At 39.8% G+C, this 15,142-nt stretch carries 17 protein-coding genes; 12 read left to right on the top strand and 5 right to left on the bottom strand.

Annotation, left to right across the window (positions count from 1 at the left end; translation table 11 throughout):
- Positions 1–6 precede the first annotated feature (6 nt).
- Positions 7–1,482 (top strand): capsular polysaccharide export protein, LipB/KpsS family, encoded by a 1,476-nt coding sequence (locus tag BLQ05_RS08250; RefSeq protein WP_023577012.1) that lies wholly within the window; start codon positions 7–9, stop codon positions 1,480–1,482.
- 24 nt (positions 1,483–1,506) lie between these two features.
- Here BLQ05_RS08250 and BLQ05_RS08255 read toward each other — a convergent pair whose 3' ends face one another.
- Positions 1,507–2,514, bottom strand: coding sequence for a glycosyltransferase family 2 protein (locus tag BLQ05_RS08255; protein ID WP_162147784.1), 1,008 nt, complete (start codon positions 2,512–2,514; stop codon positions 1,507–1,509).
- 116 nt (positions 2,515–2,630) lie between these two features.
- Between BLQ05_RS08255 and BLQ05_RS08260 the strand changes: the two genes are divergently transcribed.
- Both BLQ05_RS08260 and BLQ05_RS08265 read left to right on the top strand, forming a co-directional pair.
- Positions 2,631–3,497, top strand: a complete 867-nt coding sequence (locus BLQ05_RS08260; RefSeq protein ID WP_023577010.1) for a hypothetical protein — start codon at positions 2,631–2,633, stop codon at positions 3,495–3,497.
- A gap of 1 nt (position 3,498) precedes the next feature.
- Positions 3,499–4,284: a glycosyltransferase family 2 protein gene (locus tag BLQ05_RS08265; RefSeq protein WP_023577009.1), complete on the top strand. Its 786-nt coding sequence runs from the start codon at positions 3,499–3,501 to the stop codon at positions 4,282–4,284.
- A 6-nt stretch (positions 4,285–4,290) separates the two neighbouring features.
- On the opposite strand, the gene BLQ05_RS08270 is transcribed toward BLQ05_RS08265, so the two are convergent.
- Positions 4,291–5,046: a glycosyltransferase family 2 protein gene (locus tag BLQ05_RS08270; RefSeq protein ID WP_023577008.1), complete on the bottom strand. Its 756-nt coding sequence runs from the start codon at positions 5,044–5,046 to the stop codon at positions 4,291–4,293.
- 80 nt (positions 5,047–5,126) lie between these two features.
- On the opposite strand from BLQ05_RS08270, the gene BLQ05_RS08275 reads away from it, so the two are divergent.
- On the top strand, positions 5,127–5,834 hold the full coding sequence (locus tag BLQ05_RS08275) for a polysaccharide deacetylase family protein (protein ID WP_023577007.1): 708 nt from the start codon (positions 5,127–5,129) through the stop codon (positions 5,832–5,834).
- On the opposite strand, the gene BLQ05_RS08280 is transcribed toward BLQ05_RS08275, so the two are convergent.
- Positions 5,826–6,563 carry a glycosyltransferase family 2 protein gene (locus tag BLQ05_RS08280; RefSeq protein WP_023577006.1) on the bottom strand — a complete coding sequence of 246 codons (738 nt, stop codon included), beginning with the start codon at positions 6,561–6,563 and terminating at the stop codon, positions 5,826–5,828. The genes BLQ05_RS08275 and BLQ05_RS08280 overlap by 9 nt on opposite strands.
- A gap of 54 nt (positions 6,564–6,617) precedes the next feature.
- Here BLQ05_RS08280 and BLQ05_RS08285 point away from each other — a divergent pair, with 54 nt between their 5' ends.
- Positions 6,618–7,445: a glycosyltransferase family 2 protein gene (locus BLQ05_RS08285; RefSeq protein ID WP_023577005.1), complete on the top strand. Its 828-nt coding sequence runs from the start codon at positions 6,618–6,620 to the stop codon at positions 7,443–7,445.
- 147 nt (positions 7,446–7,592) lie between these two features.
- On the opposite strand, the gene BLQ05_RS08290 is transcribed toward BLQ05_RS08285, so the two are convergent.
- Positions 7,593–8,654 carry a glycosyltransferase family 9 protein gene (locus BLQ05_RS08290; RefSeq protein ID WP_023577004.1) on the bottom strand — a complete coding sequence of 354 codons (1,062 nt, stop codon included), beginning with the start codon at positions 8,652–8,654 and terminating at the stop codon, positions 7,593–7,595.
- Positions 8,655–8,718: 64 nt separating this feature from the next.
- Here BLQ05_RS08290 and BLQ05_RS08295 point away from each other — a divergent pair, with 64 nt between their 5' ends.
- Complete coding sequence (locus BLQ05_RS08295) at positions 8,719–9,477, top strand: lipopolysaccharide kinase InaA family protein (RefSeq protein WP_023577003.1); 759 nt, start codon at positions 8,719–8,721, stop codon at positions 9,475–9,477.
- 88 nt (positions 9,478–9,565) lie between these two features.
- Here BLQ05_RS08295 and BLQ05_RS08300 read toward each other — a convergent pair whose 3' ends face one another.
- Positions 9,566–10,381 carry a 2,3,4,5-tetrahydropyridine-2,6-dicarboxylate N-succinyltransferase gene (locus BLQ05_RS08300; protein WP_023577002.1) on the bottom strand — a complete coding sequence of 272 codons (816 nt, stop codon included), beginning with the start codon at positions 10,379–10,381 and terminating at the stop codon, positions 9,566–9,568.
- A gap of 346 nt (positions 10,382–10,727) precedes the next feature.
- Here BLQ05_RS08300 and ruvX point away from each other — a divergent pair, with 346 nt between their 5' ends.
- The 6 genes from ruvX (at position 10,728) to BLQ05_RS08330 (ending at position 15,130) form a co-directional block, all read left to right on the top strand.
- Positions 10,728–11,144: a Holliday junction resolvase RuvX gene (ruvX, locus tag BLQ05_RS08305; RefSeq protein ID WP_023577000.1), complete on the top strand. Its 417-nt coding sequence runs from the start codon at positions 10,728–10,730 to the stop codon at positions 11,142–11,144.
- A 104-nt stretch (positions 11,145–11,248) separates the two neighbouring features.
- Positions 11,249–12,751, top strand: a complete 1,503-nt coding sequence (locus BLQ05_RS08310) for a malate:quinone oxidoreductase (RefSeq protein WP_023576999.1) — start codon at positions 11,249–11,251, stop codon at positions 12,749–12,751.
- A 69-nt stretch (positions 12,752–12,820) separates the two neighbouring features.
- Positions 12,821–13,408, top strand: a complete 588-nt coding sequence (gene def / locus BLQ05_RS08315; RefSeq protein WP_023576998.1) for a peptide deformylase — start codon at positions 12,821–12,823, stop codon at positions 13,406–13,408.
- Positions 13,409–13,462: 54 nt separating this feature from the next.
- Positions 13,463–13,891 carry a DUF5606 family protein gene (locus BLQ05_RS08320; protein ID WP_023576997.1) on the top strand — a complete coding sequence of 143 codons (429 nt, stop codon included), beginning with the start codon at positions 13,463–13,465 and terminating at the stop codon, positions 13,889–13,891.
- Positions 13,892–13,966: 75 nt separating this feature from the next.
- Positions 13,967–14,740, top strand: coding sequence for a nucleoside triphosphate pyrophosphohydrolase (gene mazG, locus BLQ05_RS08325; protein ID WP_023576996.1), 774 nt, complete (start codon positions 13,967–13,969; stop codon positions 14,738–14,740).
- Positions 14,741–14,812: 72 nt separating this feature from the next.
- Positions 14,813–15,130 (top strand): antibiotic biosynthesis monooxygenase family protein, encoded by a 318-nt coding sequence (locus BLQ05_RS08330; protein WP_023576995.1) that lies wholly within the window; start codon positions 14,813–14,815, stop codon positions 15,128–15,130.
- Positions 15,131–15,142 lie beyond the last annotated feature (12 nt).

Below are 15,142 nucleotides of genomic sequence, written 5' to 3' on the forward strand. Positions count from 1 at the left end.
GGACCAATGACACATATCGACAACATACATAACAAAACGGTTCTCGTACAGACCACCTACCATCCGGCGCCACATCTGGAAACCGAAATGGAAATAGTGGAGCATTTGCTTCAACAAGGAAATACGGTGTACTGGCTGGTGTGTAATGCCGATTTTAAGGCGTGTTACAACAATCCGGAGCATAAGAAAATGGATTGTAAGGTGTGCTATTCAAGAGTGAATACCGGTATCGATTTTCTGAAAAAAAAGGTCGAAAATGCGCATAATCTTCATGTTATCCGATATGATTCGTATCTGAAACAGTCTGATTTTAAAAAGAGTTTCATTCCGAAGACGGATTTCACAGATATTTCCGAACTGAAAACCTTCCGTTATAAAAATTATGATTCCGGAATGGCGACGGCTTCTTCTCTGGTTTCTTTTACCAGAAATCACGAACCGTATGTAACAGATCACAGGGATTTCATCGCACGCGGATTGTTTACGGGAGCCTATCTTTATGAAACGTTTCAGCTGATTATTGCGGAGATTCAGCCCGATTTGGTGGTGCTTTTCAACGGAAGATTTATCGAGAACCGTCCGGTGTTACGCGTTTGTCAGGAAAAGAAAATTGACTATGCTACGCACGAGCGCGGCGGAAAAATAGATTCGTTTCTGTTTCGTGTAAATTCCATTCCGCATTCCATTGAAACGGTTAGTGAGGAAATGGAACACCTTTGGAAACTTGCTGCCGGAAATAAGGAAGAAATAGGGAAAACCTTTTATACCAACAGAATACAAAGGGTGGAAGACGCCTGGTATTCTTTTACAAAAGAACAGCAGGAAGGAAGATTACCGGAGAGTTTTAAACACAATTCCGGTAAGAAAGTAATCACTATTTTCAATTCTTCGTTGGATGAATATGAAGGATTAGAAGGGTTTGGTCCTTATTTTTATTCCAATGATAATGAAGGTATCCGTCAGATTTGCGAAGCTTTGGAAGGTAATGCCAATATAAAACTCTATTTAAGAATTCACCCTAATCTGAAAGGACTCGATAACAGTCAGAATCAGTTTTTGAAAGATGTTATTTCCAAATACAGTTCGGTTGAGATTATTCCTGCCGAGGACAGTGTGGATACCTACGCCCTGATTAACAAAAGTGATATTATTGTGGTTTTCGGCTCCACTGTTGGGGCAGAAGCGGCTTTTGCCGGTAAGAATGTGGTTTTGCTGGGAAGAGCGGCATACGAGCGTTTGGACTGTTTCGTGATTCCGAAAAACCACGAGGAACTGATGCACATTTTAACCGATGATTCGTTTGAATTTCCCAAAATAAAACATGAAGAAACCCTCAAATACGGATTTTGGAACGAGAGCTTTGGCTACAAATACAAACACTATTCTCCAATTAATCTGGGTAAAGGGCGTTATAAAGGAAAACAGATCAAAGCCAATTTCATCCTTCGGGAGTGGCGGAGATTCATCAATAAAAAAAGATAGCATCGCTATCTTTTTTTATTTTCATTATCCTGTAACACATTTAAAGAACAACAGGGTTTTGTCTAAAAACCCAATGCGTCGGAACAAGTCGTTTTCCTCCTTTTTAAGATAGTTGAAAAAGGACATATCGTATTTTTTCGCATTTCTTACGGTTCGTAAAAGTACGCTGTCGATTTGCTTTTTTAATAGTTTGGCGTCGAAATTACCAAGTTTTTCATTTTGTGAAATAAGGAATTTTGCGGCTTTAATCGTTTGTTTTATTTCTTCGGGAGTGAGTTTGCGTTTTAGGGTTAACGCATTCAGATAAGCATCAATATTGGCATCCGAACTGTCGATTCCGAATTGCTTCAGCATATTTATTTTTACGGCTCTTACCGAACGGTTCACGTTGTCAATTTTGGTTTTACTGATGTTCGAATCGTGCTGGCGGTATTGCAGTAACGATTCCTGAACGATATAAAAGTCGGTGGCCGTAATCATTCGGCTCCATAAATCATAATCTTCCACGGGTACGTACTGGTTTTCAAAGCGATAGGCTCCTAAAGCCGATTTCCGAACCATCACGGTCGGATTTCCGATGCTGCAACTGCTCAAAAAAGACACTTTAATTTTAGCGTGATTTTCCGGTTGTCTTACCGTTTTGTCTTTCTTTCCGCCGAAAAAAGTAAACCAGGTCCCGCAAACACCCACTTCAGGTTTTGTGTTTAAAACCTGGACCTGTTTTTCAAATCGGGAGGGAAGTGCAATGTCATCCGCATCCATTAAGGCAACATATTCCCCTTTTGACAACGAAAAACCCTCGTTTCTCAAATTTGCCGGACCCACATTTGCTTCTTTAACAATAACCTTTATCCGGGAATCTTTCTGCTGATAACTTTCTATAATGGCTTGGGTACCATCGGTGGAATTGTCGTTCAGAATCAGCAATTCAAAATCGGTAAATGTTTGATTTAAAATACTGTCAATCGTTTCCGAAAGGTATTTTTCGCCATTATACACCGGCATTATAACAGAAAGAAGAGGACTTTGCATGCGAACTGTCATTAAATTTATTTCATCAAAGATATTACTATTCTGCAGAAACTTGTTACCGATGTACTAAAATACAGCGGTAAAGATTATTATATTTGTCTGTTAAATAGAGTAAGATGAATAAAATTCAGGTTGGTTTTTTGGTGTCCTATGATTATGAACTTCTGAAAAATGCCATTCCCCCCATTTATAAAGAATCCGATACCATTTTTCTGGCTGTCGATAAGAACCGAAAAACATGGAAAGGTGAAGTCTTTTCAATAGATCCGCTATTTTTCGAATGGGTAAAGAATTTTGACACCGATAAAAAGATAGTCATTTACGAAGAAGATTTTTATCAGCCGCAATTAACGGCGATGGAATGTGAAGTCCGCGAACGTAAAATGCTGGCGAACGAAATGGGCATGGGCAATTGGATCATTCAGTTGGATGCCGACGAATATTTTATCGATTTTAAGAGTTTTGTGGCCTATTTGAAATCGCAAAACCACTTTTTGAAGCACCCGGAAAAACATCCGGTACAGATTTCCCCTTTTTTAATCAATCTCTATAAACGACTGGAGAACGGTATTTTGTATGTAGACGAAGCCAGTAAAGTGATGGCGGTTACCAATTATCCCGACTATAAATTCGGGCGCAACACCCGGGCAAGAATCATCTACCACGATTCCATTATTTTGCACGAATGTTTATCCCGAACAAAAGAAGAATTAATTCAGAAATTCAGCAATTGGGGGCATGATGTTGATGTTAATGTCGATTCGTTCCTAAAAAAATGGGAAGCGGTTAACGATAAAAATTATCACACAATGAGTGACTTCTTTTATCTGGAACCACACAAGTGGAAAACCTTGCAGTTTATTAAAGCCGATACGTTTTCGGATATCTTTACGAACATTGAAAAGACCAATAAAATTAGACCTTCCGCGTTTTTTATATGGAAAAAGAACTTAGGACAGTGGTTCAAGCATTTATTTAAATAAAATGAAGACAGCTTTATTACTATCGACATACAATTGGCCGGCAGCACTTAATTTAGTGCTGAAAAGCGTGATGCGCCAATCGGTGCTTCCGGATGAAATCCTTATTGCAGACGACGGTTCCAAAGAGGAAACAAAGCTGTTAATCGAGACGTTTCAGCAAAACAGTCCGGTGCCAATAAAACATTTTTGGCAGGAAGACAATGGTTTTAGAAAATCAGCAATTTTAAACAAGGTGGTAGCACAAACTGATGCGGAGTATATCATCCAGGTGGATGGCGATTGTATCCTGCATTCAAAATTTGTAGAAGATCACATCAATGCCCGCGCTTCGAATACGTATCTGTATGGTGCCCGTGTGAACATCTTGCCGGAGTATGTGGAGGAGGTTTTTGAAAAACAAATTATCGATTTCGGCTATTTTTCCAAAGAAATCAAAAACAAATCACGAGCGCTGCATGTTCCGTTTTTGGCCTCTTTTTATAAAGTACATAAAGACTATTCCGATAAATTCAGAGGTTGTAATGTTTCCTTCTGGCGAAAGGATTTTATCGAAATCAACGGTTATAACGAGGATTACGAAGGCTGGGGCAGGGAAGATTCCGATTTGGTTATCCGTATGGGAAATAAAGGCGTACTGGCCAAAAGACTGCGTTATGCGGGAATCGTTTTCCATATTCATCATAAAATCAATTCAAGGGATAATTTTGATAAAAATGATGCGATGCAAAACCAAACCATTGCCGATAAAGTGGTTTGGATTGAAAACGGAATCAGTAAATACCTGTAATAGAAGTTAATCGATTTTTCTGTACATCATCCACAACTGTAAGTAGCGTTTGAATACCGAAAAGGCGTGAACATACGCCAGAATGAACCCTTCTTTACCGTCAAGAATGCCCAAGCGGTAGATGTACTGCCAGAAAAAGCGGTATTTAGGACGTATGAAAAAGTGGTACGCATTCGGTCTTTTGTTTTTCACATAAAGACTTTCCGCCTGAAGCTTACTGTATAAATTGAGCTTGTTGTTGTAATTATCGAAGTTTTTATAACTGAAATGATTCACCCGTTCTTTCAGAAATCCTACCGTTCCGTTAGCAGCAACCATTTCATGAACCAGATTGCCGTTGTACTGACAGAAACTTTTGTTGAAAACACGAATCGCTTTATCGGATTGCCATCCTCCGTATTTAATGTGCTTCCCCAGGAAGTAAAAATTCCGTTTAACATAATAGGCAACACAATCGGATGGTGAGGTGGTTACGGAAATGATTTCAGCCTCTAGTTCGGGCGTTACGATTTCATCCAGATCAAAGAAAACAATCCAGTCGTTTTTAGCCTGACTGATGGCAAAATTCCGTTGGTCTGAAAAATTATCAAAATTCCTCTGAAGTACGGTAACCCCCAAACTTTTTGCAATCTCAACAGTCCTGTCGGTACTGAAAGAATCGATAAAAATAATTTCATCAGCAAAAGACAAACTTTCAACATATTGTTTTACGTTTTCTTCTTCATTTAAAGTAATTGCTAATGCAGTTATTTTTGATTTCAAATTATTTTGGGTTCTGTTTGTGGTGGATATACAGGCAAATGTAATAATTTTACAATTATTTACTAATATAAAATAACGAAATGACACGATTACCGATATTAATGTATCACAATGTGACCAATGATGAAAAAATGGGCAAGGGACTAACAATCGCTGCACAAAAGTTGGAAAGTCATTTTCGTTATCTGAGTGAAAACAATTACGTTAGTTTTCATCTTTCTGAATTGGAAAATAAAACGGCTATTCCTGAAAAAAGTATTGTGATTACTTTCGATGATGTTACTGAAAATCAGTTGCTGGCGGTAGAATTACTTCAGAAATACAATCTGAAAGCCACTTTTTTTATCCCGTTTGCCTATGTGGGTAAAACCGATGAATGGAACAACGGAAGTGAAAAAATAATGACTTACGATCAGTTAAGAAACCTTCCGGAAAATATTGAGTTGGGACTGCATTCGTATGCCCATAAAAAGTATGCAAATCTTTCTGAAACGGAATGTTATGAAGATTTCGGGAAATGTTTCAGAAGCAGTGAAGAAAACAACTTAAAGGTTTACAGCGCGGTGGCCTATCCGTATGGTAATTATCCGAAAAACGAACCTAAAAAATCCAAATTCAAATCGGTTTTACAACAAAATAACATTAAAATGGGATTACGGATTGGAAACAAAATCAACAAATTTCCTTTCAAAAATCCCTATGAAATCATGAGAATTGATGTAAAAGGTGACGATAGTCTGTTGAAATTCAAACTGAAATTGCGTTTCGGAAAACTGAAATTATTTTAAGCCTTTCTCAATTAAAAGAATTTTCACATATCGTGAGAAAACACCATACGCGTTAATACTTGCCAAAGCCAGTCCGGGAACACCGTCCATAAAACCTCTTTTTAGGATATAAGAAGAAAAAAAGCGGTAAAACGGTTTGAAAAACAGGTGGAAATAAGTGGCTTTCTTTCCCTTTTTTACGGATGTATTGGCCTGAAACCAAGCATAGGAATCTTTCTTTTGCAAAAGATGGAACAAGCCTTTGTAGGTATAATGAATCATGAAATTTTTTAGGATACCGATGCTTCCTTCCACATGAAGTTTTTCGTGTACATCGCCCGTAAAATGAATGTTGTTGTTTTTTACCAAACGGGTTACTTTATCCACCTTGTGGTATAAAAAACGATTCATGTAAAAATGCGGAAAACAGATTTTATATCCCGAGTGTTTCCCGTTTTCAATAACCGACAAAATCTCGTATTTCAGTTTTTGGGTAACGCGTTCATCGGCATCCAGAAAGAGTACCCAATCTCCGGTTGCTGAAGCGATGGCATGGTTTTTCTGACTCGAAAAATTATCAAATTTCCTTTCCAGAACCTTGCAGCCCAGTGCGATAGCTTTCTCTTTGGTTCCGTCTGTGCTGAAGGAATCGATAACAATGATTTCATCGGCAAAAGCCACTGATTTTACAGCATCTTCAATGTAGGAAACCTCGTTATAAGTAGGAATAATTACCGAAAGCGTACTCATTATTTCGTTTTAGGAAAAACAAATTTAACAAAATTAGGTTACCTTTGCAGCATTATGCAAAAGAATATTTCCGTTGTAATTAGCACATACAATTCACCCGAATGGCTTAAAAAAGTGATTTGGGGTTATAACACGCAAACCTATCGTAACTTCGAAATGGTAATTGCCGACGATGGTTCGCGCAAAGACACTGCCGATTTAATCGAAGAAATGCGAAAGGAAGTATTTTACCCGATAATTCACGTTTGGCACGAAGACAATGGTTTTCAGAAATCACAAATCCTGAATAAAGCCATTTTAGCCTGTACGACGGATTACATCATGATGTCGGATGGCGATTGCATTCCGCGTCCCGATTTTGTGGAGCAGCATATTAAGTTCCGTGAAGAAGGGTACTTTCTTTCGGGGGGGTACCATAAATTACCGATGGATTTGTCCAAAAACATTACCAAAGAAGACATCTATTCCGGAAAGTGTTTCGAAATGGACTGGCTGAAAAAACACGGTATGAAATCCTCGTTTAAAAACAATAAAGTGGATGCGGTGGGTTTAAAGAGTTGGTTTATGAATCTTTTGACACCAACAACGCCAAGTTGGAACGGACATAATGCTTCGGGTTGGAAAAAAGACATCGTGGGCATTAATGGTTTCGATGAGCGTATGCAATATGGAGGCCAGGACAGGGAATTAGGGGAGCGTTTGGTGAACTACGGCATCAAACCGAAACAAATCCGTTACAGTACGGTTTGCCTGCATCTGGATCATCCGCGTGGGTATGCCACTCCGGAATCCATCAACAAGAACAAAAATATCCGAAGAGAAACCAAGGAACAAAATAAAAAATGGACCGATTTCGGAATAGTTAAAAATAGCCGGCAGTAATCAGTTTTCAGTCGTCCAGTTAAAATAGTAAAGCTTCAAATTCACATTTGAAGCTTTTTTTATGGGTTAAAATTACAGTAGCCACAGATTCACAAATTATTAAAATGTAAAAGTCCGCGAATCTGCGGTTAAATTTCAACGGATTGTTTATAGATTGTTTTTCAGGAAAGCATCCAATTCCGGTAAAATCATTTCCGGAGTCAGTTGTTTGTAAAGTTCGTCGGGATTGGCTTCGATTTTCTTGCGTTCTTCAAAAGTGAAACTGTCAAACAAATCGGGTTTCATTTCCAGTAAGTGTACCGAATGATGGAATTTCCCGTCCTCAAAACTCGCCCAATGGTCTTTGTTGACATACGGGGAAAAAATCGTAAACGTGGGTTTGTTTAACGCTTTGGCAATGTGAACCGTGCCGCCTTCATTGGAAACCAACGCGTCGCATTGCGCCATCAATTTGATGAAATCACGAATACTCGGCGCATAAATATCCAAGATGATGTTTTCTTTCTTTTGGCACATCGCATAAATCTTCATCGCTTCCTCTTTCTGGTGCGGCGCATAATTGAAAAGAATATTCACATCGTATTTCTCGGCAATAAAATCCACCATTTCAGCCACATAGTCGTAGGGCATCGATTTTTGCGGCGTACTTCCCAAAACGCCTAAAACAATTACTTTTTTGTTGGCATAGTTTCCTAACCAGTTTTCTTTTTTCTCCGTTTCCGACAAAAAGATTTTCGGTTCGTAATCAATCGGGTCGAAATTTCCGGCCTGATTCAACAAATGGATTCGGTCTTCAATTGCTTTTCCGCAGATTTTGGTTTTTTCTTTGGAGATTTCCACCGGATGGGTATAATAACCCCAATTACCAAACTTCTTGCGGCTTTTATGACCGATGGTTTGTTTCGCTCCGGAGAATTTACAGATAATACGGCTTTGCGTTTTGGAATACGGATCGAAAATAATATCGTATTTCTCTTTTTGTATCTGACGAACCAATTTCAGTAAAACCGGGATTTTTTTCAGTTCCTTGTCGTTTATGGAAATGATTTTATCAATGTTGGGATTGTTCAGAATCACGCCGTGGGTAAAGTCATACGCCATGAAATGCACTTCACTGTCGGGGTATTTTGCCTTAAAATTATTCGCAATCACCGAGCTGATTAATACATCGCCTATGCGCTTGTTTTGTATGATTAAAATCTTCTTCATAAAAGTAATTCTTGGTGCAAAGTACTATTTTTTATACTTTTAAACCAAAATATTATTTACCTCAGTGAGAATTATCATTCATCCGAAATACGCCGCGCAGGAAAAAGCTATACTTCAACTGGTTACCACCTTTTTTGACGCGGGCAATCTGATTGTAAAAGGTTCCCGGAATACCATCAAATCGAATGCTCTGGGCGATGAGAAGGTAAATATCAAATATTTCAAGAAACCGGGCGCATTTAAATCCATCATTTATTCGTTTTTCAGAAGCACAAAAGCCAAACGTTCCTACGATTACGCTAATTACCTGTTGCAGCACAATATTCCAACTCCTTTCCCGATTGCCTATATTGAAGAACGGAATCAATTCGGACTTCTAGGCGACAGTTACTATGTTTCCGAGCAAATCGACTACGATTTTACCATTCGCGAGTTAATTCACAATCCGTTGTTTCCGGAACGAAACCGTATTTTGGAACAATTCACCGAGTTTACTTTTAAAATGCACGAAGCGAACGTGAATTTCTTAGACCATTCGCCGGGCAATACTTTAATTATCAAAAAAGGAACTGGAGATTATGAGTTCTATCTGATTGATTTGAACCGAATGCAATTCGGGAATCTTTCCATCGAAGCGAGAATGGATAATTTCAAAAAAATGTGGTTGTCGAAAACGATGGTAAAAGTCATTGCGAAGAAGTATGCCGAGTTGAGTGGGCAATCCGAAGAAAAATTACACGCTATCCTGTTGGAAAAAACACGTGATTTCAAACGCAAAATCACCAAAAAGAAATGGCTGAAACGCAAACTGAAACGCTACTAAATAAAAAAGTTCCAAATTTTAATCTGGAACTTTTTTTATATCTGCTCCCGATAGCTATCGGGACTGCTTTCTGCTTTCTGCCTTCTGTCTAAACCGCTACATCATACTCACGTAACGCATTGTTCAACGACGTTTTCAAATCGGTCGATGGTTTACGTTTTCCGATGATTAAAGCGCAAGGCACCTGAAATTCACCCGCAGGGAACTTTTTGGCGTAACTTCCCGGAATCACTACGGAACGCGCCGGAACAACTCCTTTATATTCAATTGGCGTATCGCCGGTAACATCAATAATTTTAGTGGAGGCGGTTAAACATACATTCGCTCCCAAAACCGCTTCGGTTTCCACGCGAACACCTTCCACCACAATACAACGCGAACCAATGAACGCACCGTCTTCAATAATAACCGGAGCTGCCTGTAACGGTTCTAAAACCCCACCGATTCCAACACCACCACTCAGGTGAACGTTTTTACCAATCTGTGCACAGCTACCAACGGTTGCCCAGGTGTCCACCATGGTGCCTTCATCCACATACGCACCAATGTTGACATAACTCGGCATTAAAATCACACCGCTTGAAATATACGCTCCGTATCGCGCCACGGCATTGGGAACTACGCGAATTCCTTTTTCGGCATACCCGCGTTTAAGTAACATTTTATCGTGGTATTCGAAAATACCTGCTTCCCAGGTTTCCATTTTCTGGATAGGGAAGTACATCACCACCGCTTTTTTAACCCATTCGTTTACCTGCCAGCCACCTTCAATTGGCTCGGCCACACGCAATTTTCCTGAATCCAGCAATTCGATTACTTCTCTAATGGCTTTAATTGTAGTTTCTTCCTGTAACAAAGCACGGTTGTCCCAAGCCTGTTCTATTATTGGTTGTAAAGTGTTCATAGTATTTGATTTTGCACAAAGATAAAGGATTTAAGGAAAAGGAGAAAGGGAAAAGGAGAAAGGGAAAAGGAAAGTGAATATTGAATAGGATAGTGTATTCACATATTGTCATGCTGAGTAATCGAAATATTTGGAGCGAATGGTTTGAGTGTGTTTAAAAACCATGTTCCCGCTGTCCGCTTTATCCGCCAGAGGGCGGGATGCCGCTCCCATCGGGGCTAGACGGTAAAGGTCTTGTTTGTTTGGAAAGTTCATAGATTGTTCGATAAAAAGAAGAAAAAATCAGGTTTTTGATGCTTAAAACCTTAGCGACTTAGTATCTTTGTGTCTTAGTACCTTATAAAAAATGCCAAGAATACTCGCCATCGACTACGGCCAAAAAAGAACCGGAATTGCCGTTACCGACGATTTGCAAATCATCGGTTCCGGATTGACTACGATTCCTTCAGAAACGGTGATTGCCTTTTTGAAAGACTATTTTGCAAAAGAAAATGTTGCGAAAGTACTTATCGGCGAACCCAAACAAATGAACGGACAGCCTTCGGAAAGTGCCCCCATCATTGAGGCTTTCGTGCTGAAATTCAAAACCGCTTTCCCCGAAATGCAATTAGAACGCGTAGACGAGCGATTTACGTCGAAAATGGCTTTCCAAACCATGATTGACAGCGGACTCAAAAAGAAACAACGTCAGAATAAAGCACTGATTGATGAGATTTCGGCAACGATTATGCTTCAGGATTACCTATCCCGAAAAATGTTTTAGATTTTATTTTCAATTCCCTAAAAATGATTTGGCAGCTGTAAACCCTTGAAAATTAAGATAACTTTTGCATTGTAAGCCGTAAATTTGTGCTTTAAAACTTTGCGATGACTACAACTACAACAACACACAAATCAGAAGCGGATGTGGTTTTAATTGGTGCCGGAATTATGAGCGCCACGTTAGGATTACTGCTGAAAGAATTACAACCCAACTTAAAAATTGAAATCTTTGAACGTCTCGACGTGGCTGCAGCCGAAAGTTCCGATGCCTGGAACAATGCAGGAACCGGTCATGCGGCATTTTGTGAGTTAAACTACACTCCCGAAAAAAGTGACGGTACCATCGATACTTCCAAAGCAGTTAAAATTGTGGAAGCTTTCGAGGTTTCCCGCCAGTTTTGGGCTTATTTGGTGGAAAAAGGCTTGTTGAACAATCCTGAAAATTTCATAAAGAGTATCCCTCACATGAGTTTCGTTTGGGGTGAAAAAAACACCAAATATCTTAAAAAACGCTACGATGCCTTACAGCAGTTTCATCTTTTTAAAGAGATGGAATATACCGAAGACGCCGGTAGAATAAAAGAATGGGCGCCATTAATTATGGAAGGTCGCAAAGGTGCGAAGAAAGTAGCCGCTACTTCCATGCGTTTTGGAACCGATGTGAACTTTGGAGCGTTAACCCGAAGCATTTTCAGATACCTTGAAACATTGGACGGAGTGAATCTGCATTTCAATCACGAAGTACGCAAACTTAAAAAATACGACGACGGAACCTGGAGAGTGAAAGTGAAAGAATTGGAATCGGGAACCAAAAAAAGGGTGAAAGCGAAATTTGTTTTCATTGGTGCCGGAGGAGGCTCTCTTTTATTGCTGGAAAAAGCCAACATTCCGGAAGGGGAAGGTTTTGGCGGTTTTCCGGTGAGCGGACAATGGTTGAAATGTACCAACGAAGCATTAATCGCCAAACATCAGGCAAAAGTATATGGAAAAGCTGCTGTTGGCGCACCGCCGATGTCGGTGCCGCATATCGATACCCGTATGATTGACGGTAAAAAAGCGTTGTTGTTCGGGCCGTATGCCGGATTTTCAACAAAGTTCCTAAAGAACGGTTCCTATTTCGATTTGGCAAAATCCATTCAACTGGACAATATTAAACCGATGCTTGGCGCCGGAATCAGCAATATTCCGCTTACGAAGTACCTGATTGAACAGGTTTTTCAGTCTTCGGAAGACAGAATGAGAGCCTTAAAAGAATACCTTCCGAACGCTAAAAAAGAAGATTGGGTGCTGGAAAATGCCGGACAGCGTGTTCAGGTCATCAAAAAAGACAAAAACGGAAAGGGAATATTGGAATTTGGTACGGAAGTTGTGAATGCTTCTGACGGTTCTTTGGCGGTTTTGCTTGGGGCTTCTCCGGGAGCATCCACAGCGGTGTCTATTATGCTGGATCTGATTGGGCGTTGTTTTAAAGAGGAATTAGCTTCTCCGGAGTGGCAAGCCAAACTAAAAGAAATGATACCGTCTTACGGACAATCGCTGAATGCCAACCCGCAATTAGCCAATGAAATCCGACATAAAACGGGAGTCATTCTAAAGCTAAAGGATTAATATTTTTTATTTACTTTTGCAGAGGTTTTTCGGCTTGACCGGAAATAAAGAATTCAAATACAGGAAATAATGATTTTACCAATTATAGGATACGGCGATCCGGTACTACGCAAAGTAGGGGAGGAAATTTCTAAAGACTATCCGAATCTTAAGGAAGTGATTGCCAATATGTATGAGACCATGTACAATGCATATGGCGTTGGATTGGCGGCACCCCAGGTTGGGTTAGCGATTCGTCTTTTTATTGTGGACTCAGAACCGTTTAGCGACAGCGAAGATTTAACGAAAGAAGAGGCAGCACAGTTAAAAGGGTTTAAAAAAACATTCATCAACGCTAAAATCCTGAAAGAAGAAGGCGAGGAGTGGGGTTTTAACGAAGGCTGTTTAAGCATCCCGGAGGTTCGCGAAGATGTTTTCCGTCACGAACAAATCACGATTGAATACTTCGACGAAGACTTTAATAAGAAAACGGAAGTATATGATGGCCTGATTGCCAGAGTAATCCAACACGAATACGACCATATAGAAGGAATTTTGTTTACCGACAGAATATCGTCACTAAAAAAACGTTTAATATCCAAGAAATTACAAAACATCATGGAAGGGAAAACCCGTCCGGATTATAAAATGAAATTTGTTGCCAAAAAAGGCAGATAATTTTTGTTTTTCAATGTAAAGATTAGATATTTGTCACCCTTAAAATAATACACGATGAGCATAGAAAGAATATTATCCATTTCGGGTAAACCAGGATTATACGATTTAAAATTACAAACAAGAACAGGATTTGTTGCCGAGTCATTAATCGACGGTAAAAAAATCACGGTTGGAATGCGCAGTAACGTAAGTTTATTGTCTGAAATTTCAATTTACACGTACAATGAAGAAGTACGTTTGTCTGAAGTGTTCAGAAGAATCGCTGAAAAAGAAGATAATGGTCCTGCACTATCTCACAAAGAAGACAACGACAAGTTAGCGGCTTATTTCAGAGAAATTCTTCCTGAGTATGACGAAGACCGAGTATATGCGTCCGATATCAAAAAAGTCATGAACTGGTACAACATGCTTCAGGCAAAAGGAATGATTTCTAAAGAGGCGCCTGCACAAGTGGAAGCAGAAGCGGAGAAAACGGAAGAATAATTCTTTCTAAAAGATACTGAAAAATAAATCCTGCCTTCGGGTGGGATTTGTTATTTTTACACAAATTCTAACGCTATGAACACACGTCAGCAACAATTGGAGGCTTTCAGCCGCTTACTCGATATTATGGATGATTTGCGTGAAAAATGTCCGTGGGATAAAAAACAAACACTCGAAAGTTTACGCCATTTGACCATCGAAGAAGTCTACGAATTGGGAGATGCCATTCTGGATAACGATTTGGAGGAAATCAAAAAAGAGTTGGGCGATGTGTTGCTGCACATTGTTTTTTATGCCAAAATCGGAAGTGAAAAACAGGTGTTTGATATTGCCGATGTGGCGAATTCCATTTGCGATAAGTTAATTGACCGTCATCCGCACATTTACGGCGATGTGGTGGTGGAAAACGAAGAACAGGTGAAACAAAACTGGGAAAAGCTGAAACTGAAAGAAGGCAAGAAATCCGTTTTGGAAGGCGTTCCGAAAAGTTTACCCGCCCTGGTGAAAGCCAGCCGCATACAGGACAAAGTGAAAGGCGTAGGTTTCGACTGGGAAGAACCGCAACAGGTTTGGGAAAAGGTACAAGAGGAGTTGGGCGAATTGCAACACGAAGTGGAAAGCGCCAATCAGGATAAAATAGAAGCCGAATTTGGCGATGTTTTGTTCTCGATGATAAATTATGCACGGTTTTTGAATGTCAACCCGGAAGATGCCTTAGAACGCACGAATAAGAAGTTCATCAAACGGTTTCAGTATCTGGAAAGCAAAGCAAGTGAATTGGGGAAACCTTTGGCAGACATGACCTTAGCCGAAATGGATGTGTTTTGGGAAGAAGCGAAGAGGATTTAAGGCAGAAGGCAGAAGGCAGAAGGCAGAAGGCAGAAGGGATGCAGTAGTAAACAGTAATTATGATAAACAGTAATGATAGCAAATACGCCACAACCACCATATTACGCCGTAATTTTCACTTCCGAAAGAACGGAAATAGAACAAGGCTATGCTGAAACCGCTGAGCGCATGGTGGAATTGGCCAGCGAACAACCCGGATTTTTAGGTGTGGAATCGGCGCGTAATGACATTGGCATTACCGTTTCGTACTGGAAAGATTTGGAATCCGTTAAAAACTGGAAAATGAATGCCGAACATACCCTTGCCCGTGAAAAAGGCCGAACCGATTGGTACAAAGCGTTTAAAGTGCGCATCGCCAAAGTGGAACGTGATTATGATTTTACGAAATAAAGAAAAAATAAA

Source organism: Flavobacterium saliperosum, from assembly GCF_900100625.1.
In the GTDB taxonomy this organism is placed as follows: domain Bacteria; phylum Bacteroidota; class Bacteroidia; order Flavobacteriales; family Flavobacteriaceae; genus Flavobacterium; species Flavobacterium saliperosum.

Bases quoted from the DNA above. Each gene is read 5' to 3' on its own strand.
- mazG (WP_023576996.1), top strand. From the start codon at position 13,967: ATGAACACACGTCAGCAACAATTGGAGGCTTTCAGCCGCTTACTCGAT.
- BLQ05_RS08255 (WP_162147784.1), bottom strand. From the start codon at position 2,514: ATGCAAAGTCCTCTTCTTTCTGTTATAATGCCGGTGTATAATGGCGAA.
- BLQ05_RS08285 (WP_023577005.1), top strand. From the start codon at position 6,618: ATGCAAAAGAATATTTCCGTTGTAATTAGCACATACAATTCACCCGAA.
- BLQ05_RS08280 (WP_023577006.1), bottom strand. From the start codon at position 6,563: ATGAGTACGCTTTCGGTAATTATTCCTACTTATAACGAGGTTTCCTAC.
- BLQ05_RS08300 (WP_023577002.1), bottom strand. From the start codon at position 10,381: ATGAACACTTTACAACCAATAATAGAACAGGCTTGGGACAACCGTGCT.
- ruvX (WP_023577000.1), top strand. From the start codon at position 10,728: ATGCCAAGAATACTCGCCATCGACTACGGCCAAAAAAGAACCGGAATT.
- BLQ05_RS08250 (WP_023577012.1), top strand. From the start codon at position 7: ATGACACATATCGACAACATACATAACAAAACGGTTCTCGTACAGACC.
- BLQ05_RS08290 (WP_023577004.1), bottom strand. From the start codon at position 8,654: ATGAAGAAGATTTTAATCATACAAAACAAGCGCATAGGCGATGTATTA.
- def (WP_023576998.1), top strand. From the start codon at position 12,821: ATGATTTTACCAATTATAGGATACGGCGATCCGGTACTACGCAAAGTA.
- BLQ05_RS08275 (WP_023577007.1), top strand. From the start codon at position 5,127: ATGACACGATTACCGATATTAATGTATCACAATGTGACCAATGATGAA.
- BLQ05_RS08330 (WP_023576995.1), top strand. From the start codon at position 14,813: ATGATAGCAAATACGCCACAACCACCATATTACGCCGTAATTTTCACT.
- BLQ05_RS08310 (WP_023576999.1), top strand. From the start codon at position 11,249: ATGACTACAACTACAACAACACACAAATCAGAAGCGGATGTGGTTTTA.
- BLQ05_RS08320 (WP_023576997.1), top strand. From the start codon at position 13,463: ATGAGCATAGAAAGAATATTATCCATTTCGGGTAAACCAGGATTATAC.
- BLQ05_RS08265 (WP_023577009.1), top strand. From the start codon at position 3,499: ATGAAGACAGCTTTATTACTATCGACATACAATTGGCCGGCAGCACTT.
- BLQ05_RS08260 (WP_023577010.1), top strand. From the start codon at position 2,631: ATGAATAAAATTCAGGTTGGTTTTTTGGTGTCCTATGATTATGAACTT.